The sequence below is a fragment of the Isoptericola dokdonensis DS-3 genome (genome assembly GCF_001636295.1).
In the GTDB taxonomy this organism is placed as follows: Bacteria; Actinomycetota; Actinomycetes; order Actinomycetales; family Cellulomonadaceae; genus Isoptericola; species Isoptericola dokdonensis.
This window is the reverse complement of sequence record NZ_CP014209.1, coordinates 3,422,753-3,447,554: the sequence shown is the minus strand read 5'-3', so window position 1 is coordinate 3,447,554 and position 24,802 is coordinate 3,422,753. Positions and strand designations below refer to the sequence as shown.

21 protein-coding genes are annotated in these 24,802 nt (G+C 73.5%); 8 read left to right on the top strand and 13 right to left on the bottom strand.

Annotation, left to right across the window (positions count from 1 at the left end):
- Positions 1–37: 37 nt before the first annotated feature.
- Genes I598_RS15785 through I598_RS15775 form a run of 3 tightly spaced genes read left to right on the top strand, consistent with a single transcriptional unit; the run spans position 38 to position 2,409 of the window.
- A complete protein-coding gene (locus I598_RS15785) occupies positions 38–634 on the top strand; it encodes a TetR/AcrR family transcriptional regulator (RefSeq protein ID WP_068204029.1) in 597 nt (198 codons plus the stop codon).
- A gap of 52 nt (positions 635–686) precedes the next feature.
- Entirely contained in the window at positions 687–1,202 is a 516-nt protein-coding gene (locus I598_RS15780; protein WP_068204027.1) for a MarR family winged helix-turn-helix transcriptional regulator, read from the top strand.
- On the top strand, positions 1,195–2,409 hold the full coding sequence (locus tag I598_RS15775) for an MFS transporter (RefSeq protein ID WP_068204025.1): 1,215 nt from the start codon (positions 1,195–1,197) through the stop codon (positions 2,407–2,409). The genes I598_RS15780 and I598_RS15775 overlap by 8 nt, the downstream gene beginning before the upstream one ends.
- A 12-nt stretch (positions 2,410–2,421) precedes the next feature.
- On the opposite strand, the gene I598_RS15770 is transcribed toward I598_RS15775, so the two are convergent.
- Positions 2,422–3,318: a LysR family transcriptional regulator gene (locus I598_RS15770; RefSeq protein WP_068204023.1), complete on the bottom strand. Its 897-nt coding sequence runs from the start codon at positions 3,316–3,318 to the stop codon at positions 2,422–2,424.
- Between the two features lie 102 nt (positions 3,319–3,420).
- On the opposite strand from I598_RS15770, the gene I598_RS15765 reads away from it, so the two are divergent.
- Positions 3,421–4,278 (top strand): aldo/keto reductase, encoded by an 858-nt coding sequence (locus I598_RS15765; protein WP_068204021.1) that lies wholly within the window; start codon positions 3,421–3,423, stop codon positions 4,276–4,278.
- A 13-nt stretch (positions 4,279–4,291) separates the two neighbouring features.
- Positions 4,292–5,227: an aldo/keto reductase gene (locus I598_RS15760; protein ID WP_068204019.1), complete on the top strand. Its 936-nt coding sequence runs from the start codon at positions 4,292–4,294 to the stop codon at positions 5,225–5,227.
- Between the two features lie 176 nt (positions 5,228–5,403).
- Here the strand turns inward: I598_RS15760 and I598_RS15755 are convergent, their stop codons facing one another.
- From I598_RS15755 to I598_RS15745, 3 genes are all read right to left on the bottom strand, one after another.
- Positions 5,404–6,438, bottom strand: coding sequence for a hypothetical protein (locus I598_RS15755; protein ID WP_068204018.1), 1,035 nt, complete (start codon positions 6,436–6,438; stop codon positions 5,404–5,406).
- Positions 6,435–6,980 carry a SigE family RNA polymerase sigma factor gene (locus I598_RS15750; RefSeq protein WP_418268499.1) on the bottom strand — a complete coding sequence of 182 codons (546 nt, stop codon included), beginning with the start codon at positions 6,978–6,980 and terminating at the stop codon, positions 6,435–6,437. The genes I598_RS15755 and I598_RS15750 overlap by 4 nt, the downstream gene beginning before the upstream one ends.
- 111 nt (positions 6,981–7,091) lie before the next feature.
- Positions 7,092–9,029, bottom strand: coding sequence for an ABC-F family ATP-binding cassette domain-containing protein (locus I598_RS15745; protein WP_068204015.1), 1,938 nt, complete (start codon positions 9,027–9,029; stop codon positions 7,092–7,094).
- Between the two features lie 206 nt (positions 9,030–9,235).
- On the opposite strand from I598_RS15745, the gene I598_RS15740 reads away from it, so the two are divergent.
- The gene (locus tag I598_RS15740) at positions 9,236–10,207 is read left to right on the top strand and encodes an acetylxylan esterase (RefSeq protein WP_068204014.1); all 972 of its coding nucleotides are present in this window, start codon (positions 9,236–9,238) and stop codon (positions 10,205–10,207) included.
- Between the two features lie 189 nt (positions 10,208–10,396).
- On the opposite strand, the gene I598_RS15735 is transcribed toward I598_RS15740, so the two are convergent.
- The 7 genes from I598_RS15735 to metG all read right to left on the bottom strand — a co-directional run bounded on the left by I598_RS15735 (position 10,397) and on the right by metG (position 19,527).
- Entirely contained in the window at positions 10,397–11,329 is a 933-nt protein-coding gene (locus I598_RS15735) for a 4-(cytidine 5'-diphospho)-2-C-methyl-D-erythritol kinase (protein WP_068204013.1), read from the bottom strand.
- Entirely contained in the window at positions 11,326–12,198 is an 873-nt protein-coding gene (gene rsmA, locus I598_RS15730; RefSeq protein WP_068204011.1) for a 16S rRNA (adenine(1518)-N(6)/adenine(1519)-N(6))-dimethyltransferase RsmA, read from the bottom strand. The genes I598_RS15735 and rsmA overlap by 4 nt, the downstream gene beginning before the upstream one ends.
- A 28-nt stretch (positions 12,199–12,226) precedes the next feature.
- Positions 12,227–13,546: an aggregation-promoting factor C-terminal-like domain-containing protein gene (locus I598_RS15725; protein WP_232314193.1), complete on the bottom strand. Its 1,320-nt coding sequence runs from the start codon at positions 13,544–13,546 to the stop codon at positions 12,227–12,229.
- A gap of 393 nt (positions 13,547–13,939) precedes the next feature.
- Positions 13,940–15,229, bottom strand: coding sequence for a resuscitation-promoting factor (locus I598_RS18340; protein ID WP_083973397.1), 1,290 nt, complete (start codon positions 15,227–15,229; stop codon positions 13,940–13,942).
- A 230-nt stretch (positions 15,230–15,459) separates the two neighbouring features.
- Positions 15,460–16,683, bottom strand: a complete 1,224-nt coding sequence (locus I598_RS15715) for an aggregation-promoting factor C-terminal-like domain-containing protein (protein WP_232314192.1) — start codon at positions 16,681–16,683, stop codon at positions 15,460–15,462.
- A gap of 52 nt (positions 16,684–16,735) precedes the next feature.
- Positions 16,736–17,665, bottom strand: a complete 930-nt coding sequence (locus I598_RS15710; RefSeq protein ID WP_068204008.1) for a TatD family hydrolase — start codon at positions 17,663–17,665, stop codon at positions 16,736–16,738.
- A gap of 65 nt (positions 17,666–17,730) precedes the next feature.
- Positions 17,731–19,527, bottom strand: a complete 1,797-nt coding sequence (gene metG, locus I598_RS15705; RefSeq protein ID WP_068204006.1) for a methionine--tRNA ligase — start codon at positions 19,525–19,527, stop codon at positions 17,731–17,733.
- A gap of 112 nt (positions 19,528–19,639) precedes the next feature.
- On the opposite strand from metG, the gene I598_RS15700 reads away from it, so the two are divergent.
- Positions 19,640–20,212 (top strand): isochorismatase family protein, encoded by a 573-nt coding sequence (locus I598_RS15700; protein WP_068204004.1) that lies wholly within the window; start codon positions 19,640–19,642, stop codon positions 20,210–20,212.
- Between the two features lie 53 nt (positions 20,213–20,265).
- Here the strand turns inward: I598_RS15700 and rsmI are convergent, their stop codons facing one another.
- Positions 20,266–21,129, bottom strand: a complete 864-nt coding sequence (gene rsmI, locus I598_RS15695; RefSeq protein ID WP_068204002.1) for a 16S rRNA (cytidine(1402)-2'-O)-methyltransferase — start codon at positions 21,127–21,129, stop codon at positions 20,266–20,268.
- A 46-nt stretch (positions 21,130–21,175) separates the two neighbouring features.
- Here rsmI and I598_RS15690 point away from each other — a divergent pair, with 46 nt between their 5' ends.
- Positions 21,176–23,188 carry a dolichyl-phosphate-mannose--protein mannosyltransferase gene (locus tag I598_RS15690; protein ID WP_232314191.1) on the top strand — a complete coding sequence of 671 codons (2,013 nt, stop codon included), beginning with the start codon at positions 21,176–21,178 and terminating at the stop codon, positions 23,186–23,188.
- A gap of 172 nt (positions 23,189–23,360) precedes the next feature.
- Here I598_RS15690 and I598_RS15685 read toward each other — a convergent pair whose 3' ends face one another.
- Entirely contained in the window at positions 23,361–24,794 is a 1,434-nt protein-coding gene (locus I598_RS15685; protein ID WP_068204000.1) for a family 20 glycosylhydrolase, read from the bottom strand.
- Positions 24,795–24,802: the final 8 nt, after the last annotated feature.

The following is a 24,802-nucleotide window of genomic DNA, read 5'->3' as shown; positions in this document are numbered from 1 at the left end:
CGAGCCCCGCGAGTCGAAGCGTGCGCCCCGTGCCCGGATGACGGCGAGCCAGCGCCGCGAGCAGCTGCTCGCGGTCGGCCGGGGCCTGTTCGCGACGAAGGGGTTCGAGGGCACGAGCGTCGAGGAGATCGCGTCGACGGCGGGCGTGTCGAAGCCGGTCGTCTACGAGCACTTCGGCGGCAAGGAGGGGCTCTACGCCGTCATCGTCGACCGGGAGGTGCGGGCGCTGACCGGAGCCCTGACGGGGGCGCTGGCCGAGGGCGGGCACCCGAAGGCGATGGTGGAGCGCACCGCGCTGGCCCTGCTGGGCTACATCGAGTCCTCCGAGGACGGGTTCCGGATCCTGGTGCGCGACTCCCCCGTGGCGCAGGCGACCGGCACGTTCTCGTCCCTCATCGGGGACGTCGCGACCCAGGTGGAGCACATCCTGGCCGACCAGCTCAAGCGCAACGGCCTCGACCCGCGCACCGCCCCGCTGTACGCGCAGATGCTGGTCGGGATGGTGGCGCTGACGGGCCAGTACTGGCTCGACGCGCGGCAGCCGAAGAAGGCGGACGTCGCGGCGCACCTGGTGAACCTGGCCTGGAACGGGCTGGCGGGCATGGAGCGCAAGCCGGGTCTCATCGGCGGCTGACCTTCCGCCGTCAAGAGTCTTGACGTCGAGACATTCGCGCTAGGCTGGACGGATGGTGAGCAGCAGCGCCGGCACCAGCACCGGGGACGAGGTCGACCGCATCGTCGCCGCCTGGCAGCACGAACGGCCGGACCTCGACGTCGAGCCGCTCGCCGTGTTCTCCCGGATCAGCAGGCTCGCCCGCCACCTCGACCGCGCACGCCGCGGCGCGTTCGCCCGCCACGACCTCGAGACGTGGGAGTTCGACGTCCTGTCCGCCCTGCGCCGGTCCGGCGACCCGTACCGGCTCTCGCCCGGCCGCCTGGTCGCGCAGACCCTCGTCACCAGCGGCACCATGACGAACCGCATCGACCGGCTCGAGCAGCGCGGGCTCGTGGAGCGCCACCGCTCGCCCGACGACCGCCGCGGCGTCCTCGTCCAGCTCACCGCGTCCGGGCGGGCCCGGGTCGACGCCGCGATGAGCGACCTGCTCGACGTCGAGGCGGGCGTGCTCTCCGCCCTGCCCGCCGACGAGCGCCCCGGCCTCGCGGCCCTGCTGCGCACCCTCGGTGCGCAGTTCGATGAGTAGGCGCACCGCGGGCGGCTTCGTCCTGCTGGCGCTGCTGCTCGCGGCCGTCAACCTGCGGGCACACCTCGCCTCCCTGCCCCCCGTGGTGGACGACGTCGCGGCGTCCCTCGGCCTGACGTCCGCGGGGGTCGGCCTCCTCACGTCGGTCCCCGTGCTGTGCTTCGCCCTGTTCACCCCGGCGGCGTCCGCGCTCACCGCCCGCGTCGGGCCGGAACGCGCGATCACGCTCGGGCTGCTCGGCATCCTCGGCGGCACCCTGCTGCGTTCCACCGGGTCCGTGACGACCGCGATGGTCGGCACCACCGTGCTCGGCGTCGGCATCACCATCGGCAACGTCGCGGTGCCCGTCGTCATCGCGCGCGACTTTCGCGAGCGCGCCGCGTCCGTCACCGGCGCGTACGCCGCCACCATGAACGCCGGGTCGACCGTCACCACCCTGCTCACCGTCCCGCTCGCCGTCGCGTACGGCTGGCAGTGGGCGCTGGCCGGCTGGGGCGTGCTCGCCGTGCTCGCGCTGGCCTTCTGGGTCCCGGCCGGGCGCGGCCTCGCCGCGCACCATCGCAAGGTCGACGCCGCCGACGCCGCTCGGGGTGCCGGGTCGGCCGCGACGGACGCCGGGGACGACCGGACCGCGCACGCCGCCCAGCGCCGCCTCGTCGTCCTGCTCACCCTCGCGTTCGCCGGGCAGGCGTCCGGCTACTACGCGATGACGGCGTGGCTGCCGTCGATCCTCGGCGACACGGTCGGCCTCGCCCCCGCCGCCGCGGGGGGCGGCGCGGCACCGTTCCAGCTCGCCGCCATCGCAGGGGCCTTCCTCGTGCCGATCGCCCTGGCGGGACGGGTTCCCGCGCGGGCGGTGGCCGCGTCGCTGTCGGCGCTGTGGATCGCCCTGCCCGTCGGGCTCCTCGTCGCGCCCGACCTGTGGTGGCTGTGGGTGTGCCTCGCCGGCGCCGCGCAGGGCGGCAGCTTCACCGTCATCCTCACGCTGCTCGCCCAGCGCTCCCCCAGCGTCGCGGCCGCCCGTCGCGGGTCCGCCGTCGTCCAGACCGCCGGGTACGCGTGCGCCGCCGCGGCACCGACCGCGCTCGGCGCGATCCACGAGTCGACGGCGGGGTGGACCGCGCCGCTGCTGGTGATCCTCGCCCTGCTGGTCGTCATGGCCGTCGCCCTGTGGACGGCCTCCCGGCCCACCTACCTCGACCGGTAGCCCCCGGGGCGGTCACGCGGCCGTAGCGACCTCGAGGTTCGCCTCGCCGAGCAGCTCCAGCAGCCGCGCCGCGGTCGGCGCGGCCGTCGGCGACGACACCGCCGAGACGACCCACCCGGGCCGTTCGTGCTCCGGCAGCACCGACACGGTGAGCCCGGCGGCCTGCGGCTTCGCGGCCACGTGCTGCGGCACGATCGCGATGCCGAGGCCGCGCTGGACGAAGTCGAGCAGGGTGTGGACGTCGTCGACGCTCATCCGCACGCGGCGCTCCAGGTGGCGCGCGGCGAAGGCCTCGTCGACGAGCCGCCGCACGCTCCAGGTCTCGCGGAAGTCGACGAAGTCGCGCTCGGCGAGGTCCTCCCAGGACACCTCCGCGGCGCCCGCGAGCGGGTCGGAGGGGTGCGTGAGCACGACGACGTCGCGGCGCCCGAGCTCGAGACGGCGCAGGCCGCCCAGGTGCTCGGTCGCGGCGAGGAACCCGACGTCGAGGTCCCCGGCGCGCAGCTGGGCGGCGAGCTCGTGCGACCCGGCCTGGACGAACCGGATCTCGACGAGCGGGTGGCGCAGCCGGAACCGCTCGAGGAGCGAGCCGACGTCGACCACGCCGAGGCACTGCTCCGACCCGACGCGCAGGTGGCCGGAGAGCTGCCGGCTGGCGCGGACCACGGCGTCGCGCCCGCCGGCTGCCTGGGCGAGCATCCGTCGCGCGAAGGGCAGCAGGGCGCGCCCGGCGTCGGTCAGGCTCACCTGGCGGGTGGAACGCTGGAACAGCGGTGCGCCCAGCTCCTTCTCCAGCGACCGGATCGCGGCCGACAGGCCGGACTGGCTGACCCCGCACAGTGCCGCGGCGCGGGTGAAGTGCTCCTCCTCGGCGACGGCGACGACGTACTCCATCTGACGCAGCTCCATCGATCACTCCTGCTTCTCAATGTCATGAGCATCTTTCGTTGGACTTCTCATCCTCCCCCTTCCTATGGTCGAGAGGACACCCGGACCGAGACGAGGAGCACCGTGCAGCAGCGCACCATCGCAGAGACCGCAGTCAGCGCCGTCGGGCTCGGCGGCATGCCGATGTCCATCGAGGGCCGGCCCGACGAGGCCCGGTCCGTCGCCACGATCCACGCCGCCCTGGACGCCGGCGTCACGCTGATCGACACCGCCGACTCCTACCACCGCGACGCCGGCGAGGTCGGCCACAACGAGGAGCTCATCGCCCGCGCCCTGCGGTCCTGGGGCGGCGACGCCTCCGCCGTGCTGGTCGCCACCAAGGGCGGGCACCTGCGCCCCGGCGACGGCTCGTGGACGAAGGACGGCCGCCCCGAGCACCTCAAGAAGGCCGCGAAGGAGTCCGCCCGACGCCTCGGGGTCGACGCGATCGGCCTCTACCAGTTCCACCGCCCGGACCCGGCGGTCCCCTACGCCGAGTCCGTCGGCGCGCTCGTCGAGCTCCTCGACGAGGGCGTCATCCGGCAGGCCGGGATCTCGAACGCCTCCGTGGCGCAGATCGACGAGGCGAACGAGGTCCTGGGCGGGCGGCTCGCGTCCGTGCAGAACCAGTTCTCCCCCGCGTTCCGCTCCAGCCTGCCCGAGCTCGAGCACTGCGCCGCCCTCGGCGTCGCGTTCCTGCCCTGGTCGCCGCTCGGCGGCATCGCCCGTGCCGGCGACCTCGGGTCGGCGCACGCCGCGTTCGGCCGGGTCGCGGAGCGGCACGGCGTCAGCCCCCACCAGGTCGCGCTCGCCTGGGAGCTGGCGCTCGCCCCCGTCGTCGTGCCCATCCCCGGCGCGTCGCGCCCCGCCAGCATCACCGACTCGGTCCGAGCGGCCGAGCTCACCCTGACCGCCGACGAGCTCGCCGAGCTCTCGGCCTGACCGAGGAGCACCCATGAGAACAGTCCCCCTGGGAACCACGGGCCGCGACGTCCCGAACGTCGTGCTCGGGCTCATGCGCATCGCACAGATGGACGACGACGCCGTCCGGGAGCTCGTACGCACCGCCCGCGACGCCGGCATCGACTTCGTCGACCACGCCGACGTCTACGGCGCAGAGCTGCACGGCTGCGAGCGACGGTTCGCCGAGGCGATGCGGCTGACGCCGTCGCAGCGGGCCGAGCTGACCATCCAGTCCAAGGCGGGCATCGTGCGCGAGGGGCCGTACTTCGACTACTCGTACGACCACCTGGTCTCCTCGGTCGAGGGATCGCTGGAGGCGCTGGGCACCGACTACCTGGACGTGCTGCTGCTGCACCGCCCCGACGCGCTGGTGGAGCCGGACGAGGTCGCCCGGGCGTTCGACCACCTGGAGTCGACGGGCAAGGTGCGGGCGTTCGGCGTCTCCAACCACACGCCGCGCCAGATCGACCTGCTGAAGAAGTCGGTGCGGCAGCCGATCGTCGCGAACCAGCTCCAGCTGTCGATCACGCACGCCCCCATCGTGGCGCAGGGCGTGACCGCCAACATGGCGGGCGAGGACCAGTCGCGCACCGTCGACGGTGGCGGCATCCTCGACTACTGCCGCCTGCACGACATCACCGTGCAGGCGTGGTCGCCGTTCCAGGCCGGGTTCTTCACCGGCGTGTTCCTCGGCTCGGACGACTACCCGGGGCTCAACGCCGTCATCGACCGCCTCGCGGCGAAGTACGACGTGCCGCCCATCGCGATCGCGGTCGCCTGGATCACGCGCCACCCGGCACAGATGCAGGTGGTGCTCGGCACGACCACACCGGAACGCGTCAGCGGCGCCGCCCAGGGCTCGGACGTCCCGCTCACGCGTGCCGAGTGGTACGAGCTGTTCCGCGCGGGCGGCTACCGCGTGCCGTGATGGTGACGACGGCGCCAGGCCCGATTCCTTCCGGGCCCGGCACCGTCGTGCGCCCGGAGAGTCGCAAGCGACGACCGAATGTTCGACGCGATCCAAGTTAGATCACATCCAACATTGCTGGAGGCGATGACAGCGTCTCGCGGTCGAGCACCTGGTGACCGCCTGGCCGTGACCGCTCAGGGCATCTCGACCCCGTGCTCATCGAGGTACTCGCGGGCCCGGTCCAGCACGGCGTCCTCCACAGCTCGACGGTCGGCCAAGAAGCTGCGATTCTCCTCGATGTACGTTGCCTGCGCCGCGGCGTCCAAGTCCGCGAGCCGTTGGGTCGTGCCGAGCTCTCGCTTGCATTCGACGTCCAGCGCGGCAATCCGGATCTGCTCCTCGACCGGCATGCCGAACACGCCATCCGGAACCATTCCCGCCTCGGCGCTCTGCGGCACGATTACCCCCTGATTCGTCAGGCATTCGCGCCATTCGGCCCGGATCGATCGGGCCGCGTCGGACGACAGAGTCTGCGCGATTCCCCGCTTCGGGGCTTCGGGGTGAGCGCCAACTTCGAAGTCGAGCACGTCGTACGTCAGCCCGGCGTCCTGCGCCTCCTGGTGACAGCCTTGCGCCACGCCACGTGGCACCGACTCCGGGTCCCAAGCGGACCCGGCGTCAGCGATCTCGGCTTCCAAGGGTGGGAAAAGGGTCTGGTAGCCGAGCGTCTCCGCGTCCTCGGTGCGCCAGACGCCATAGGCGGCGTCGCGATCCGGGTCCGGAGGCACCGGCCCGAGGAATGCTGCCTCATAGCCGGCCTCCTGGAGGCAACCGACCACGTAGTGCGTCACCGCCGTACGGGACAGCGCGTAGTCCTCCGCGGACCATGCCCAGTCGTCGATCGGCAAGGCGATGGTCCCGGCCTCCACGTCGATCACTGCCGCCGTCTCGTCCGGGGCCGAGACGGGCGTCGGCTCTGCAGGGACGGACGAGGCAGTTGGCGCCGCCGGGGCGATCTCCGTCGTCGTCGGCGTCCACGGCTGGGCCTGCGCGACCCAGCCGGCCGCGATCGCCACTGCCCCGACGCAGGCGACTCCGGCCGCGGCGCGGCGGCGTGCGCGGAGTCGCCGGGCCCGGGGCAGCACAGCCTCGGTGTCGACGTCGATCGTCGGGGCAGCCCGGTCGACGCAAGCGCGCAGCTGGTGGGCGAAGGTCTTGTCGTCGGTCATCGTCCGGCCTCCTCCTCGGTCGTGGATAAGTCGGCGGCGCCAAGCACGGAGCGCAGCTGAGCGAGGCCGCGGGACGCCGTGGACTTCACGGTGCCGAGGGAGACGTCGAGGTCGTCGGCGACCTCCCGTTCGCTGAGACCCACGAGGTGCCGCAGCACGACGATCCGCCGCTGCCGGGGCGTGAGGGTCGCGAGCGCCCGGACCAGCTGGTCCCTGTCGGCCTGCTGGTCGACCCCGCCAGCGAGTGCGGAACGCTCCGGGAGGGTGTGCGGGTCGGTGACGATCTCGCGCCGTCGACGACGCCACAGGTCGATCCGCTGGTTCGCGAGCACTCGCCGGGCATAGGCGAGCGGGTCGCGCTCACGCGCCGTCGACCACTTGAGCCACGTCTTCGTCAGGGCGCGCTGGACCAGCTCGTCGGCCTGGTGCTCGTCCCCGCACAGCAGCCACGCGGTCCGGGCGAGCTGAGGCGCGGCCTCGCGCATGAATGCGGTGAACTCGTCGGCGGGGCTCGCCCCCGCGCGGACCACCCTGAAAGTCACCGCGGGAGCCGGGCGGCTGCTGGGTGGGTCGGCCACGTCGTCGGGCCTGCTCGTCGTCGCTGTCACACCTTCTTCACGCCGTAGGACGCGGAAAGGTTGAGTGCCGCGGGATCATTCAGCGAGCTCGGCGGCCTCCAGCCACTCCATCTCCAGGTCCTCCTTCTCGGCGCGCACATCCCGCAGCCGCGCGTCGAGCTTCGCGACGCCCTCGTAGTCCGTCGGGTCGGCGGCCATCTTGTCGTGCAGCGTCGCCTCCTCCGCCGTCAACTTCGCGAGCTGCCGCTCGACCCGCTGCACCGTCTTGCGCGCGGCGCGCTGCTCCGCCGCCGTCGCCGTCGTCCCCGACGTCTCCCCGCCCGCAGCGAGGGGGCCTCCGGAGCCGACGACCGAACCCGAGGCGGGTGGCGGGGTGTCGTCGTGGCGAGGCTGGCTGGGCCTGGCAGGAGGCTGCGAGGACCGAGCAGCCGAGCGGTTGCCTCGCGACGACGACACCCCGCCACCCGCCGTACCAACGCCAGCACGCCGGAGCTCCAGGTACTGCTCCACCCCACCCGGCAGGTCCCGCAGCGCGCCGTCGCCGAGCAGCGCCCACTGGCGGTCGCAGACCCGTTCCAGCAGGTAGCGGTCGTGGGAGACGACGATGAGGGTGCCCGGCCAGCCGTCGAGGAGGTCCTCGACGGCGGCGAGGGTGTCGGTGTCGAGGTCGTTGGTGGGCTCGTCGAGGAGCAGCACGTTGGGCTCGGACACGAGCAGCCGTAGGAGCTGGAGACGGCGGCGCTCGCCACCGGAGAGGTCTCGCACGGGGGTGTGGGCGCGCTCGCGGGTGAACCCGAGGCGTTCGGTGAGCTGCCCGGCGGTGAGCTCCTTGCCGTCGACGACGACGGTGCGCTTCTCGGCGTCGACGACCTGCACGGCGGTGAGGTGGCCGACGTCGTCGAGCTCGGCGACCTCCTGGCTGAGCTCGGCGACCTCGACGGTCTTGCCCCGGCGCACACGCCCGGAGTCGGGTTCGCGGCGTCCGGCGAGCAGGGCGAGGATCGTCGTCTTGCCGGCGCCGTTGACGCCGACGAGGCCGTACCGGTCGCCGGGGCCGAGACGCCAGGTGACGTCGTCGAGCAGGGTGCGGGTCCCGCCGCCGGGGCGCGGGACGGCGACGGTGACGTCCTCGAGGTCGAGGACGTCCTTCCCGAGCCGCTTGGTGGCCATCTGGGTGAGCTCGAGCCGGTCGCGGGGCGGCGGCTCGTCGGCGATGAGCGCGGCGGCGGCGTCGAGCCGGAACTTGGGCTTGGAGGTGCGGGCCGGAGCGCCGCGGCGCAGCCAGGCGAGCTCCTTGCGCAGCAGGTTGTCGCGCTTCTCGGCCGCGGTCGCCGCCTGTCGTTGACGTTCCGCGCGCGCGAGGATGTAGGCGGCGTAGCCGCCCTCGTAGCCGTCGACGGCGCCGGTGCCGTCGCCGCGGACCTCCCACATGCGGCTGCACACCTCGTCGAGGAACCAGCGGTCGTGGGTGACGACGACGAGCGCACCGGTCGCACCGGGTCGGCCGTAGCGCTGCTTGAGGTGCTCGGCCAGCCAGGCGACGCCCTCGACGTCGAGGTGGTTGGTGGGCTCGTCGAGGAGCAGCACGTCGGGGTCCTGGGCGAGCAGGCCGGCGAGCGCGACGCGGCGCCGCTGCCCGCCGGAGAGCGTGGTGGCGGGCTGATCGAGGTCGAGGTCGGCGAGCAGCCCGGCGTGGATGGCGCGGATGCGGGCGTCGGACGCCCACTCGTGGGTCTCGTCGTCGCCGTGCACGAGGTCGAGGACGCTGGCGCCCTCGGGGACGTCGTCGCGCTGGTCGAGCATGCCGAGGCGGGAGCCGCCGACCCGGGTGATGCGGCCGGCGTCGGGGGTGGCGGTGCCGGCGAGCAGCCGCAGCAGCGTGGACTTCCCGGCGCCGTTGGGTCCGACGACGCCGACCCGGTCGCCGTCGTCGAGGCCGAGGGAGACGTCGTGGAGGAGGGTGCGGGTGCCGATGGACAGCGCGATGGTGTCCGCGCCGAGGAGATGTGCCACCGCCTCAGGGTAGTCGCCGCGGTCGCCGCCCCGGCATCCTGCTGCCCGCTGCTGCCGAGCGTCTCTGGATGTCGCGGATCCGCGCCGCACTCCCGACATCCAGAGACGCTCGACGACGGAGGTGCCGTGGTCGGTGGCGTGGTGAGCGCTAACCTCGGAGCCGGCACCGCCGTCCGACGTCGCAGTCCGCCCGAAGGAGAGTCCGCATGGCCCAGTTCGACCTTCCCGTCGCCGAGCTCGAGCAGTACACGCCGCAGGTCGACGAGCCGGCCGACTTCGACGAGTTCTGGGCGGGCACGATCGCCGAGGCGCGCGGCTTCGGCGGGGCTCCCGTGCTGGAGCGCGTGGACGCGGGCCTCACGGAGGTCACCGTCGACGACTTCACGTTCCCCGGGTTCGGCGGCCACCCGGTCAAGGCGTGGCTGGTCCGCCCGGCCCGCGTGGACGGCCCGCTGCCGGCCGTCGTCGAGTCCATCGGGTACGGGGGCGGGCGCGGCCTGCCGCACGAGCACCTCGGGCTCGCCGCCGCCGGGTTCGCGCACCTCGTCATGGACACCCGCGGCCAGGGCTCCGGCTGGGGCTCCGGCGGGCACACCGCCGATCCGGTCGGGCACGCACCGGCGTCGCCGGGCTACATGACGCGCGGCATCCTCGACCCTGCCGACCACTACTACCGGCGCGTGTACACCGACGGCGTGCGCGCCGTGGACGCCGTCCGGCAGGTCGACGGCGTCGACCCGGCACGCGTCGCCGTGGCCGGCACGAGCCAGGGCGGGGGCATCGCGATCGCCGTCGCCGGGCTGCTGCCCGACGTCGTCGCCGCGGCCCCCAACGTGCCGTTCCTGTGCCACTTCCGCCGCGCGGTGCAGATCACCGACGCGTTCCCGTACGGCGAGATCACGCAGTACCTGTCCGTGCACCGGGAGCAGGAGGACGCCGTCTGGCGCACGCTGTCCTACCTCGACGGGGTGTCCTTCGCGCGGCGCGCCCGGGCCGCCGGGCTGTTCTCCGTCGCCCTGATGGACGCCGTCTGCCCGCCGTCGACGGTGTACGCCGCGTTCAACGCGTGGTCGGGCGACGACAAGCGCATCGACGTCTACCCGTACAACGGTCACGAGGGCGGTCAGCACTACCGCTTCGCCCCGACGGTCGAGTTCCTCCGCAAGCACCTGGGCTGAGCGCTGACTCGGCGCGGTTCGCGCTGACTCGCGCCCGACCGCACGGGCAAAGGTCGGCGGAGGGTGCCGCGCGTCGTCGTCAGGCCCGGAGTGGAGGGCCCCCTGGGGCCCGTGAACGCGACGACGCGCGGCACCCTCCGCCGACCGGAACCCGACGCACGACACCCGCCGACCGGAACCCGAAACGCGTCAGAGCGCGCGAGCCCCGGCGGCGGGGCCGGTGGTGCACCACACGGAGTCGGCGGCGCTCTCGGCGGTCCACGTCGCGGCGATGGCCAGCGCGTGCTGCCGGGAGCGGGCCAGGGCGGCGACGCTGGGTCCCGACCCGGACACGACGACGCCGAGCGCGCCACCGTGGCGGGCGATCTCCACGGTGCGGGCGAGGTCGGGGCGCAGGTCGAGGGCGGCGTCCTGCAGGTCGTTGTGCAGCGCCAGGCCCAGCGCGGTGGGGTCGCCGGCGCGCAGGGCCTGCATGAGCGCGGTGTCGTCGGCGGGTTCGACGGCCCGGTCCTGGCCGTGGGTCAGCTCGTCGAACCGGCGGTAGACGGCGGGCGTGGGGAGGCCTTCGTCCCGGACGGCGAGCGCCCAGTGGAACTCGCCGCGGCTCATGGCGGGGGTCAGCAGGTGCCCGCGTCCCGTGCCGATGGCGGTGTGCCCGAGGAGCGCGAACGGCACGTCGGCGCCGAGGCCGGCGGCGAGGTCGGCGAGATCGTCGCGCGGCAGCGCGGTCCCCCACAGGGCGTCGCAGGCGACGAGCGTCGCGGCGGCGTCGGCGGACCCGCCCGCCATGCCCCCGGCGACGGGCACGCCCTTGGCGAGGTGCAGGCCGACGTCGGCGTCGGTGCCGACGTGCCGGGCGAGCGCCTCGGCGGCCCGCCAGGCGAGGTTGGTGTCGTCGAGCGGCACCTGGTCGGCCTGCGGGCCGGTGACGGTCACGGAGATCCCGGCGCCCTCGGGGACCTCGGTGGCGGTGACCTCCTCGCACAGGGTCACGGCCTGGAAGACCGTGACGAGGGGGTGGTAGCCGTCGTCGTCCACGGGTCCGACGCGCAGGGAGAGGTTGAGCTTTCCCGGTGCGCGGACGCGCACGGACGGCGACGGGGCAGGGGCGAGGTGCGTCACGCGTCCACCGTGCCAGGGGTTGCCCCCCGGCGCTCGGCGATCCGCGCGAAGTCGTGGATGGTGAGCCGTTCGCCCCGCAGGCCGGGGTCGACGTCGGCGGCGCGCAGCGCCTCCTCCGCGGCTGCCGGGGACCCGAAGAGGCCCGCCAGGGCGGCACGGAGCGTCTTGCGACGCTGGGCGAACGCGGCGTCGACGACGGCGAAGACCTGCTCGCGCGTCGCCGTGGTGACGGGCGGGTCGTGCCGTTCGATCGCGACCAGCGCGGAGTCGACGTTGGGCTCGGGCCAGAAGACGTGGCGGGAGACGTTGAGGGAGCGGCGGGCCTGCCCGTACCAGGCGGCCTTGGCCGAGGGCACGCCGTACACCTTGTTCCCGGGGGCGGCGGCGAGGCGGTCGGCGACCTCGGCCTGCACCATGACGAGGACCGACCGCAGGGAGTCGAACCGCTGCAGGAACGTCAGCAGGACGGGCACGGCGACGTTGTACGGCAGGTTCGCCACCAGCGCCGTGGGGGCGGGGCCGGGCAGCTCGGTGACGTCGAGGGCGTCGGCCGTCACGACCTCGAAGTCGGCGTCGGGCGCGTGCTTGCGCACGGTGGCGTCGATCTGTCCCGCGAGGACGGGGTCGATCTCGACGGCGACGACGGACGCACCGGCCTCCAGCAGGCCGAGCGTGAGGGAGCCGAGCCCGGGCCCGACCTCGACGACGCGGTCGCCGGGCTGCACGCCGGCGGCGCGCACGATCTTGCGGACCGTGCCGCCGTCGTGCACGAAGTTCTGCCCGAGCGTCTTGGTGGGCCGGACGCCGAGGCGCCCCGCCAGCTCGCGGATCTCCGCGGGACCGAGCAGGGCGCCAGGGGTGGTGGTCATGGGTGGCAGTATCGCCCGAGGTGCGCGATCAGTACCAACCGACCGACTCGGAGTGGGCCCACGCGCCGCACGGGCTGCCGTAGCGGCCGGCGATGTAGTCGAGGCCCCACTCGATCTGGGTGGCGGGGTTGGACTGCCAGTCGGAGCCGGCCGTGGCCATCTTCGAGCCGGGCAGGGACTGCGGGATGCCGTAGGCGCCGGACGACGGGTTGGCGGCGGTGTGCGACCAGCCGGACTCCCGGGTCCACAGCGACTCCAGGCAGGTCCACTCGCTGCCTGTCCAGCCGCGGGCGGCGGCCATCTGCTGACCGATCTGCCGGTTGGACCCGGAGTAGGTGGCGCCGGACGTCGTCGCGGCGGGCTCCGGCTCGGGCTCGGGTCGCTCCTTGGTGCCTTCGACGAGCACCTCGGTGACGGGCTCGCGCGTCACCTTCGAGGAGACCTTCTCGCTGGAGACGACCTTGCCGTCGACGGTGGTCACCTCGCGCACGACGGTGCGCACGCCGTCCTTGCCCTCGGTCCGCACCTTCGGGTCGAGGTCCTCGTAGCGCTTCGCGCTCTCCTTGGTCACGGTGTCGTGGCCGATCGCGCGGGTCTTCTTCACCTTCTCGACCTCGACGCGCTCGACGACGACGGCGACCTGCGGCACGTCGGCGCCGTCGGGGAGGTCGGCGAGGTCGTCGGGGGTGACGCCGGCGTCGTGGGCGGTCGCGACGGACACGAGGTCGTCGTCGTCGACGGTCACGTCGGTGGTGTCGAGGACGGCGCCGAGGTCGTCGGAGCCGTGGGTGACGTCCACCTCGCCGTCGTGCACGACGGCGACCTGCTCGCCGTCGTGGAGCTCGATCGGCAGCTCGGCACGGTCCTGGGAGCGGGACGCGACGAGCTGGACGTCGCTGCCGCGCTGGTGGAGCAGGTTGAGCGCCTCGGAGGCGTCGACGGCGGTGAGCCACACGTCGTGCTCGTCGCCGTCGACGGCGACGGTCAGCTTCTTGCCCGTGCGCACGACGACGTCGGACTCGCCGTCGAGGGGTGCGGTGACGCCGGGGGCGACGACGTCGCGCTCGCCGACCTCGACGCCCTCCTCCGCGAGGAGGCCCTGGACGTCACCGGCGAACGTGGTGACGGTGCGCGTCTCGCCGTCGACGTCGAGCTCGACGGTCTTGGAGGCGTTCGCGACACCGACGGCGGAGCCGACGCCGAGCGCGAGCGCGCCGATGCTGGTGCCGGCGACGAGGGCGCGGCGACGTCCACGGCGCTTGCGGGCGACCGCGCGGGTCTGCGCGGTCGTGGGCTGCGGCTCGGTGGCCTCGACGGGGTCGGGGGCGTTCTCGGGCATGGAGGTCATGGGGATCTCCCAGGGGTTTCGTTGCTGCGGGCGGCCTCGTGGCGGGCCGGCGGCACTGCACCAGGGGTGCCCGGTGCGCGCGAAAGACAACCGACCGTAACCGGTTCGTGACCTGAGGCAAGAGGGCGGACGTCACACCTGGGCGCATCGCACGGCACCTTCACAGGCCCCGCACACCCCGGTTCCCTCGCCCTCAGAACCTCGTGGCTCAGTGAACCGCTGGCGACGCGACCCTGCGGCGCCGACTCGGCGCCACGGCGCCGGCCCACGGGCAGGACCGGACGCGAAAGGCGGGGTGGGTTCCCCCGGACCGGTCGTCAGACGGGAAGCGCAGGGCGCGCAGCGCCCGTGAGCGCGACCGGTCCGGGGGAACCCACCCCGCCGTGAGTGGAACTACAGCAGGCCGAGCTTCGCGGCGCAGGCGGGCCACTGGCCCCAGCCGGACTGCGCCTGGAGCTTCTGGGCACGCATCGTCTGCTCGGAGGCGGAGGCCTCCGACGGCAGGCCCGAGCCGCCCATCGCCTGCCAGGTGGGCAGGGAGAACTGGTAGAGGCCGTAGTAGCCGTTGCCGGTGTTGGTCGACGGGTTGCCGCCGGACTCGCACTGCGCGAGGGCCGCCCAGACACCGGACGGCGCGCTGCCGCCCGACGAGGACGAGCCGGAGGACGAGGACGACGACGAGGAGGAGGAGCCGCTGCTGCCGGAGGTGGACTCCTCGACGGGCTCCGGCTCGGGCTCGGGGCGCTCCTTGGTGCCCTCGACGATCACCTTGTCGCGCGCCTGGCGGGTGACCTCGGAGGACACCTTCTCGCGTGCGGTGACCTCGCCGTCGACGGTGGTGACCTCGTGGACGACGGTGCGCTTGCCGGCGCGACCCTCGGTGGCGACGTAGCTGCCCTCGTCCTCGTACCGGTCGGCGTCCTGCTTCGTCACGGTGTCGAAGGCGATCTTCTTGGTCGTGCTGACCTTCTTGACCTCGACGCGCTGCACGACGACGCGGACGGTCGGGTCGGTGGGGGCGTCCGGGGTGACCCGGTCGACGTGCACGACATCGTCGGCGTCGAGGGTGATGCCCTCGGCGGCGAGCAGCTCGTCGAGGGACACGGCACCGTTCGCGACGACCGTCTCCTTGCCGCCGACGACGAGCGCGACGGGCTCGTCGGCGTCGAGGCGGATCGGGAGGCTGGCGCGCTCGTCGGAGCGCGACGGCAGGAGCCGGACCTGCTCGTCACGGGCGGCGAGCTCGTCGAGGACCTCGGCGGCGTCGAGCGCGGCGACGACGACGTCCTGGGCCTCGCCGTCGGTCTCGACGGTGAGCTGGTGGCCGTAGCGGACCTGCACGACGGCGCCGTCCCGCAGGGCGGACCCGGCGGCGGGCGTGACCTCGTCGTGCTCGCCGACGCGGACGCCCTCCTCGGCGAGAGCGTCGGAGACGGTGTCCGCGTAGGTGGAGACCTGCACGAGGGCTCCGTCGACGTCGAGGGTGACGTCCTTGCGGAGCTGTTCGGCGACGGCACCGCTGACACCGGCGGTGAGAGCGAGGCCGAGCGCGACGACGAGGGTGACGAGGGGCCACCGGCGGCGGCGTGGCGTCGACGTCTCCGTGGTGCCGGTGCCTACCGTGGTCGTGGCCTCGGGGCCGGGCTGCTGGGGGTCGACGGGCGCGTCGGTCGAGTCGTTCACAGGGGTCCAGTCGTGGTCGTGCCCGGGCACGACGCCGGCTCCCGACTGGCTGTCGGGCCCGAGGCCGATCCGGCGGCTCCGGAGACCGTAACCTGATCGTGATCGACATCCAACTGTCGAAGTGGTAATTACGTCCGCTTAGGTGGCGGTATGCCGGAAAGATTCGCGCGACACCACGCCGGTGCGCGCGCGACCGCCCGGGCGTGGCGACGGCCCGAGGCGGCGCTGCGTCAGTACCAGCCCACCGACATCGAGTGGTTCCACGCCGCGCACGGCGTGCCGTACCGGCCCGCGATGTAGTCCAGCCCCCAGGAGATCTGCGTGGCCGGGTTCGTGCGCCAGTCGGAGCCCGCGCTCGCCATCTTCGACCCCGGCAGCGCCTGCGGGATGCCGTACGCGCCGCTGGAGGTGTTCTCCGCGTTCCAGCGCCAGTTGGACTCCTTGGTCCACAGCCTCTCGAGGCACACGAACTCGCTGTCGCCCCAGCCACGCTCCGCCGCCATCGCCCTCGCCACCGCCTTCGCCGAGCCCGGGTCGACCTGCACCTGGGACACGTCGAGCGTGCCGACCAGCACCACCTCGGTGACCGGCTCGACCGTGACCGACCGGTCCACGACCGTCCGCTCCACCTCGGCGCCGTCCAGGGTCCGCACCTGGTAGGTCGTGACCCGCTCCCCCGGCACCCCGGGGGTCTGGACGGACTCGTACCCCTCGGGCAGGTCGTCCGACTCGACGCGCTCCGTCTCGAACGGCACCACCTCGGTGACGATGTCCGGCGCGGTGGCCCCGCGGCCGACGACGAGCACCATGTCGTCGACGGCGGCCGCGCCCAGCGGCGCGGAGGTGTGGTCCTGCTCGCCGAGGGTGATGCCCGCCTCGGCGAGCACGTCCCGGACCGTCGACCCGGTGGTGCGCAGCAGGATCACCGACCCGTCGACGGACACGTGCACCTTCTTGACGGTGGACACCCGCAGGGGCGCACGACCGAGGGGCTCGCTGCGCGACGCGCTCGTCACGGCGCCCTCCGTGCGGGGTCCCAGCGCGGCCAGCAGCTCGCCGACGGTGTGCGCCGTCGTCGCCAGCGTCACGACCTCGCCGTCGATCTCGAGCGTGACGTCCCGGCTGGTCCGCACCACGACCTCGCCGTCGCGGGGTGCGCGCTCGTCGAGGGCGGGCTGCACGAGGTCGTCGGGGCCGGGGTGGATGCCGTGGAACGCGAGGACGTCCGCGACGGTGCGACCGTAGCCGTCGACCTCGCGGATCTTCCCGTCGACGTCGAGGTCGACGCTCGCGTGGGCGTCGACGACGCCGAACGCGCCGACCGCGACCCCCACCAGGACGGTGCCCTGCACCGCCCCACGGGCGATCTGCGGGAGCGGGCCGCGGCTGCCGACGAACGCCAGGGCGTCGCGTGGCCGTGCCGGCCGCCGCCGTCGTGCCTTGGACCTCGTCACGGGCACCAGACCGTAGCCGAACCCGGGCACCCGTGGGAAGCCCGCCCGCACCTCACCACGGGCCGTAGACCTGCTCGGACGTCGCCGACACGGCCGTGCAGACCTCCGCCAGGGGACGTTCCAGCACCTCTGCGACGGCCCGCACCGTGTGCGCGACGACGTACGGCGCGCTGGGCCGCCCGCGGTACGGGTGCGGCGGCAGGTAGGGCGCGTCGGTCTCGACCAGCACGAGGTCGAGGGGCACCGTCCGCAGCGCGGCGCGCAGGTGGTCGTTGCGGGGGTAGGTGATCGGCCCGGCGAACGACAGGTACCAGCCGTGCTCGGCGGCGAGCGCGGCCATCTCCTCGTCGCCGGAGTAGCAGTGGAAGACCGTCCGCTCCGGGGCGCCGTCGGCGAGCAGGACGTCGATCACCTGCTGGTGGGCGTCCCGGTCGTGGATCTGCAGGGCGAGGCCCAGCTCCTTGGCGAGCGCCACGTGCGCACGGAACGACTCGCGCTGCGCCACCTCGCCCAGCGGTCCGGTGCGGAAGAGGTCCATCCCGGTCTCACCGACGGCCCGCACCCGCGGGTTGTCGCGGGCGACCTGCGCCACCCGGGCCACCGCGTCGTCCAGGGCCACCGCGTGGTGCGCCAGCGGATCCGGCTCCAGGCCGTCCGGCCCCACCTCGCGCACGCCCGCGTGCAGCACCGCCTCGTTCGGGTGGATCGCCACCGCGCCGAGGATCCGCCCCGAGACGTCCCGGCGCAGCAGCGCGTCCGTCCAGTCGATCGACGGCAGCTCGCAGGCCACCTGGACCACCCGGTCCACACCCACGGCCGCCGCCCGCGCCAGGTGGTCGTCGACCGTCGGCACGGGGGCGCCACCCAGGGATCGTTCGTCCAGCACGCCCGCGATCGCGTCGAGGTGGGTGTGGTTGTCGACCACCGCGACCGGCAGCGGCTCCGGGTCGGGCGGGAACCCACGCTCACGCTGACGCGCCATGACACTCCTTCGGCTGGGGACGACCGGGCGTGGCCCGCCCGGCACGGGCGGGCCGTCGAGAGGCGTCAGGCCTTCTCGCGCAGACGCTCCAGCTCCTCGTCGACGATCGAGTCGTCGAGCTTGGTGAACACCGGCGACGGCTTGCCGATCTGGGTGCCCGGCACCACCGGCACCGACGCCCACGCCGGGAACCGGTAGCCGCCGTCGTGCCCACCCGTGATGACCGGGTAGTGGCGCGAGTCGTCGTCGAGGTCCGTGACCTCCTGGATCACCGGCTGCGGGGCGAACTCGCCCGTGCCGCCGAGCACCTCGTGCACCGACTGCGCCGAGTGCGGCAGGAACGGGGACAGCAGCGTGTTGCAGTCGCTCACCGCCTGCGTCGTCGTGTGCAGCACCGTCGCCAGGCGCTCCGGGTCCGTCTTCAGCTTCCACGGCTCGGTCTCGGACACGTACCGGTTCACCTCGCCGACGACGCGCATCGCCTCCGCGATGGCGGCGCGCTGCCGGTTCGCCTCGATGAGCGAGCCGACCTTCGCGAACGCGTCGCCCGTCGTCGCGAGCACCGCCTTGTCGACGTCCGCCGTCTCGCCCGGCGTCGGGACCTGCCCGAAGTTCTTGTGCACCATGCTCGCCGTGCGGTTCACCAGGTTGCCCCAGCCCGCCACGAGCTCGTCGTTGGTGCGCCGCAGGAAGCTGTCCCAGGTGAAGTCGACGTCCTGGCTCTCCGGCCCGGCCGCCGCCACGTAGTAGCGGAACGCGTCCGGCTGGTAGCGCGCCAGCATGTCCCGCACGTAGATGACGACGCCGCGCGAGGAGGAGAACTTCTGCCCCTCCACGTTGAGGAACTCGCTGGACACGACCTCCGTCGGGAGCTGCAGCGACCCGTACGCGCCCGGCTGCCCGCCCTTCGTGCCACCGCCGTCGTAGGCCAGCAGCTCCGCCGGCCAGATCTGCGAGTGGAACGTGATGTTGTCCTTGCCCATGAAGTAGTACGACCGGGCGTCGGGGTTCGTCCACCAGTCGCGCCACGCCTCCGGCGTGTCCCGTCGGCGGGCCCACTCGATCGAGCTCGACAGGTAGCCGATGACCGCGTCGAACCACACGTACAGCCGCTTGCTCGGGTTGTCCTCCCAGCCCTCCAGCGGCACCGGGATGCCCCAGTCGATGTCGCGCGTCATCGCGCGCGGGCGGACGTCGTCCAGCAGGTTACGGCTGAAGTTCAGCACGTTCGGGCGCCAGCCCTTGCGGCCCTCCAGCCACAGCGACAGCGCGTCCACGAACGCCGGCAGGTCCAGGAAGAAGTGGTTCGACTCGACGAACTTCGGCGTCTCGCCGTTGATGCGGCTGCGCGGGTTCTTCAGGTCGATCGGGTCGAGCTGGTTGCCGCAGTTGTCGCACTGGTCACCACGCGCGCCGTCGTAGCCGCAGATCGGGCACGTGCCCTCGATGAAGCGGTCCGGCAGCGTGCGGCCCGTCGACGGCGAGATCGCCCCCATCGTCGACTTCTCGACCATGTAGCCGTTGCGGTGAACGGTGCGGAACATCTCCTGCACCACCGCGTAGTGGTTGCGCGTCGTCGTCCGCGTGAACAGGTCGTAGGACAGGCCCAGGGACGTCAGGTCCTCCACGATGACCCGGTTGTACCGGTCCGCGAGCTCCTGCGGCGTCACGCCCTCCTGCTCCGCCTGGACCAGGATCGGCGTGCCGTGCTCGTCCGTGCCCGACACCATCAGCACGTCGTGACCCGCCATCCGCATGTGACGGCTGAAGACGTCGGAGGGAACGCCGAAGCCGGCGACGTGGCCGATGTGCCGCGGCCCGTTGGCATAGGGCCATGCCACGGCCGAGAGGATGTGGGTCATGGCCCGAATCCTACTTGGCCCGCCACCTCCCCCGCCGTGACGTCTCAGCCTGCCGTCCCCCGCCCGCTTGGTCGATCTGGGCAGCGGGGACGGCCGGTGGCAGAGTGGAGGCATGAGCACCCGCGCCCTCATCGTCGTCGACGTCCAGCCCACCTTCTGCGAGGGCGGCGAGCTGCCCGTCGACGGCGGCAACCAGGTCGCGGCCGACGTCGCCGCGTACGTCGCCGCGCACCGCGACCGCTACGGGATCGTCGTCACCACCCAGGACTGGCACATCGACCCGGGCGAGCACTTCAGCGACGACCCGGACTTTGTGGGCTCCTGGCCCGTGCACGGGGTGGCGGACTCACCGAACGCCCAGCTCCACCCGGCGCTGGCAGACCTCGCGGCCGACGTCGCGATCCGCAAGGGCCAGTACGACCACGGGTACTCCGGCTTCGACGGCGAGGACGCCGTCGGGCGGTCCCTGGACCAGGTCCTGCGGGAGGCCGACGTCTCGGCGGTGGACGTCGTCGGGCTGGCGGAGTCGCACTGCGTCAAGCACACCGCGCTGGACTCCGTGCACTCCGGGTTCGCCACGACCGTGCTGACCGACCTGACCGCGCCGGTCTCCGCGGAGCAGGGCGAGCAGGCCCGCGCCGAGATGGCGGCCGTGGGCGTCACGCTGACGCCGTCCACCCCCTGACGAGTCAGCCCACACGACGAAGCCGGGGGCGGAACCAGCGCAGACTCGGCGGGTCAGCGGGCGGCGAGGGCGGCGGCGTAGAGGTCCCGCTTCGGCACCCCGGACGCCTCGGCGACCTCGGCGACGACGGTCTTCAGGCGCTCGCCCGCGGCGACGCGTTCGAGCACGTCCGGCACGAGGTCCTCGACGGCGGGGGGCCCGGCGGGCGGGGCGCCGGCCACGACGACGCAGATCTCGCCGCGCAGCGGGTGGTCGCCGCCGGCGCGCTCGGCCGCCTGCGCGGCGAGGTCGCCGAGGGGACCGCGCAGGACCTCCTCGTAGGTCTTGGTGAGCTCGCGGCAGACGGCGGCGCCACGGTCGGGGCCGAAGGCGTCCGCCATGGCGGCAAGAGTGTCGACGATGCGGTGCGGCGCCTCGAAGAACACCATCGTGCGGGGCTCGGCAGCGAGCGCGCCGAGCCACCGGCTGCGCTCGCCGGGCTTGCGGGGCACGAAGCCGTCGAAGGTGAACCGGTCGGTGGGCAGCCCGGAGAGGGCGAGCGCGGTGAGGACGGCGGACGCACCGGGGGCCGCGGTGACGGGCAGACCGCGTTCGACGGCGCGGGCGACGAGCCGGAAGCCGGGGTCGGACACGGCCGGCATCCCGGCGTCGGTGACGACGACGACGGTGCCGCCGCCGTCGACGACGTCGAGGAGGTCGTCGGCCCGCTCGCGCTCGTTGTGCTCGTGGTAGGACACGACGCGCCCGCCGACGGTGACGTCGAGGCGGGCGGCGAGGGCGTGCAGGCGGCGCGTGTCCTCGGCGGCGACGACGTCGGCGTCGGCGAGGAGGCGCAGGAGTCGGGGCGAGGCGTCCTCGGTGTTGCCGATGGGGGTGGCGGCCAGGACGACGGACCCGGACTCGGGGGGACGACTCATGGGGACAACTGTCCCACGGGCCCCGGCGAGCCCCTAGAGTGACCGGGTGAGCGCCCCTGACGACGACGCAACCGCCCCCGGCGACCGCTCTGCGGAGGTTCCCGGCGAGCCCGTCCCGACGCGTCAGTACCCGACGCGGCGCGAGGTGCACGGCCGCACCGACACCCGTGGCATCCCGATCGTGACGGGTGCGATCCGTGCGATCACGGGGGCGACGCCGGCGGTCCGGTCGTCCCGGTCGGCGAGCTCGCCGTCACGGTCGGCCGCGTCGGCGTCGTCGCCGTCTCGGCGGAGCGCCGAGGCGCCGGCGAGCCCTGACGTCGTGTCGGTCGCGCCGCACCGCCCGGCAACGGGCGCTGCCGTCCCGGCGTCGTCCGCGAGCCCCCCGGCCGGTCCGGCGCACGGGTCGTCGTCGAGCGCGCCGTCGTCGGAGCGGTCTGCCCCGAGCGGGCCGACGGCGGTCGTGACGAAGGAGCGTGCGACCCCGACGGGACACGCCCTGCTGGTGCGGCTGCTCGGCGAACGGCGCGTGGCGATGGACTCCTCGGCACGGTCGAAGCTCGTCGGCTGGGTGGGCGTCGTCGTGGTGACGCTGATCGCAGCGGTGACGCGGCTGTGGAACCTGGGCACGCCGGGCACGCTGGTGTTCGACGAGACGTACTACGTCAAGGACGCGTTCACGCTCGGCTCCGAGGGGTACGAGCGGGCCTGGCCGGACGACCCGAACCCGGCGTTCGAGGCCGGGGACGTGATGTCGTACCTGGACCAGGCGGCGTACGTCGTGCACCCGCCGGTGGGCAAGTGGATGATCTGGCTCGGCATGGAGCTGGGCGGCGGCGCGACGAACCCGTTCGCGTGGCGGCTGGCGAGCGCCGTCGTGGGCATCGCGGCGGTGTTCCTGCTGGTGCGGATCGCGCGGCGCCTCTTCGCCAGCTCGATCATGGGGGTGGTGGCCGGGTTCCTGCTGGCCATCGACGGTCAGGCGATCGTGCACTCGCGCACGGCGCTGCTGGACCAGTTCCTCATGTTCTGGGTGCTGGTGGCCTTCGGCTGCCTGGTGCTGGACCGGGAGCAGGCACGACGACGGCTCGCGGACCGGGTGTCGGCGATCGTGGAGGCGGGCGGCAGCGTCGCCCGGTACGGCCCGTCGCTGGGCTTCCGCTGGTGGCGCCTGGCGGCGGGCGTGTCCCTCGGCCTGGCCTGCGGTGTGAAGTGGTCGGGGCTGTACTTCGTGGCCGTGTTCGGTCTGCTGACGGTGCTGTGGGACGTCACGGCGCGCCGGCGGGCAGGGATCGGCCGCTGGGCGGAGGACTCCCTGCTGACGGACGCGATCCCCGCGTTCCTGCAGATCGTGCCCGTCGCGCTGGTCACCTACGTGGTGTCGTGGTGGTCCTGGATCGCGACGTCGGGCGGCTACTACCGCGACTGGGCGACGAACAACCCGGACGCGAAGGCCTGGCTGCCCGACTGGCTGGAGAGCCTGTGGTACTACCACACGCAGATGTACTCGTTCCACAGGGGTCTCGAGTCCGAGCACGCCTACGCGGCGCACCCGCTGGGCTGGATCGTGCAGTGGCGTCCGACGTCGTTCTTCTGGGAGCGCACCGCCGCCGGTGAGGGCACCTGCGGGGCGGACGTCCAGAACGGCTGCGCGACCGCCATGACCGCCCTCGGCAACCCGCTGCTGTGGTTCCTCGCCGCCATCGCGATCGTCGCGACGATCGTGCTCGGCGTCTGGCTGCGGGACTGGCGTGCGCTCGCGGTGCTGTCGGGGACGGTCGCGGGCTGGCTGCCGTGGTTCGCGTTCGCCGACCGCACCATCTTCACGTTCTACTCGATCGTGTTCACGCCGTGGGTGATCCTGACGCTCGTCTACCCGATGGTGGTCGCGCTGGAACGCAGCCGGTGGCGGCAGGGCAAGGGCGGCGTGCTGGCGGTGGTCGCGGCCGTGGTCGCGGCGATCACCCTCGTGTCGGTCGCGTTCTACCCGTTCTGGTCCGCGATGGAGGTGCCGTACGACTACTGGCGCCAGGTGTTCCGCTTCCAGAACTGGGTGTGACCCCGCGTGGCCGGGTGGGAGGGGTGTCCCCGCCCGGTCGCGTTCACGGGCCCCAGGGGGCCCTCCACTTCCGGTCTGACGACCGGGCGGGGGCACCCCTCCCACCCGGCTCTTCGACGTCGGCGCGGCCCGGCGGTCGGCCTCCGAGGACGCCGACCGCCGGGCTGCTCGACTACCAGTCGACCTGCGGCGTCGGGTGGAACGCCCAGCCGTGGGAGCGCCAGGCGGGCGCGGCAGCGGCGGTGCGGGCGGCGAAGGCGTCGAAGTCCTTCGCCGCGGGGTCCGTCCAGGCGACCTCCGCGACGGCGCCGAGGCGCGGCAGCAGCATGGAGAACAGCTCGTCGCGGGTGGTGAGGGTCTCGGTCCAGATCGCGGCGGAGACACCCTCGACGGCGTCGCCCGGCAGCCCGTCGATGACGGTGGTGGGCTCCCACTCGTAGGAGTCGCGCAGCTCGACGTACCCGGCCCAGTGCAGGCCGAGGGGGTGCTCGGGGGTGTACTTCATGTCGAGGTAGGCGTGGTTGCCGGGCGACATGATGAAGCGGGCGCCGGCGGCGGCCGCCGCGACGAAGCGCTCGAACTCCTCGCCCTTCGGCTCCCAGTACTGCAGCAGGGTGCCGGGCTCGACGGGCCCGCGCGCGCCCTCCTGCCAGAAGATCGGGGTCTTGCCGTGCTCCCGGACGATGCGGGCGGCGAGCTCGACGAACTGCGCGAACTCGCCGAGCTCCATGGTGTGGACCTCGTCGCCGCCGACGTGCACCCAGTCGCCGTGCGTCATGCGCGCGATGTCGCCGATGACGTCCCGCAGGAACGGCTCGGTGGCGGGGTTGTCGAAGAACAGGCGCGAGAAGCCGACCTCGATGCCGTCGTAGGCGTCGGTGGCGACGCCGTCCTTCGTGAGGCCGCCGTAGACGTGGGTCGCGGCGTTGACGTGACCGGGCATGTCGAACTCGGGGACGATCGTCACGAAGCGCGCGGCCGCGTACTCCTGCAGGGCGGCGTAGTCGTCGACGGTGAGGAACCCGGCGGTACCGCCCCCGACCTGGTTGTCGGACGCCTTCTCCAGCTCGGGCCGCGACGGGATCTCGAGGCGCCAGCCCTGGTCGTCGGTGAGGTGCAGGTGGAGCACGCGCAGCTTGAACGCGCCGACGAGGTCGACGACGGCCCGGATGTCCTCGGGGCCGAACCAGTGCCGCACGACGTCGAAGCTGAGGCCGCGCCAGGCGTAGCGGGGGGCGTCGTGCACGACGACGGCGGGCACGGTCGCCGCGCCGCCCGTGCGGTCGACGAGCTGGCGCAGGGTGCGGGCGGCGTGCAGCAGCCCGACGGGTTCGGCCGCGAGCGCCTCGACGCCGTCGGGGGTGACGGTGAGGCTGTACCGCTCGGGGCTGTCGGCACCGGCGGGGCCGGCCGCGGGGTCGAGGCGGAGGGTGAACGGGACGCCGTCGTCGGTGACGTCGACGTGCACGGCGGCGAGCTGTTCGGCGACGACGCCGGTCAGGGTCGCGGACAGGTCGTCGGGGAGCACGAGGCGCACGGACGGCAGCGTCAGGTTCTCGGCGGAGGTCGGGCGGACCTCGGTGGGCCACGGGATGAGAGGCAGCATGGTTCTCC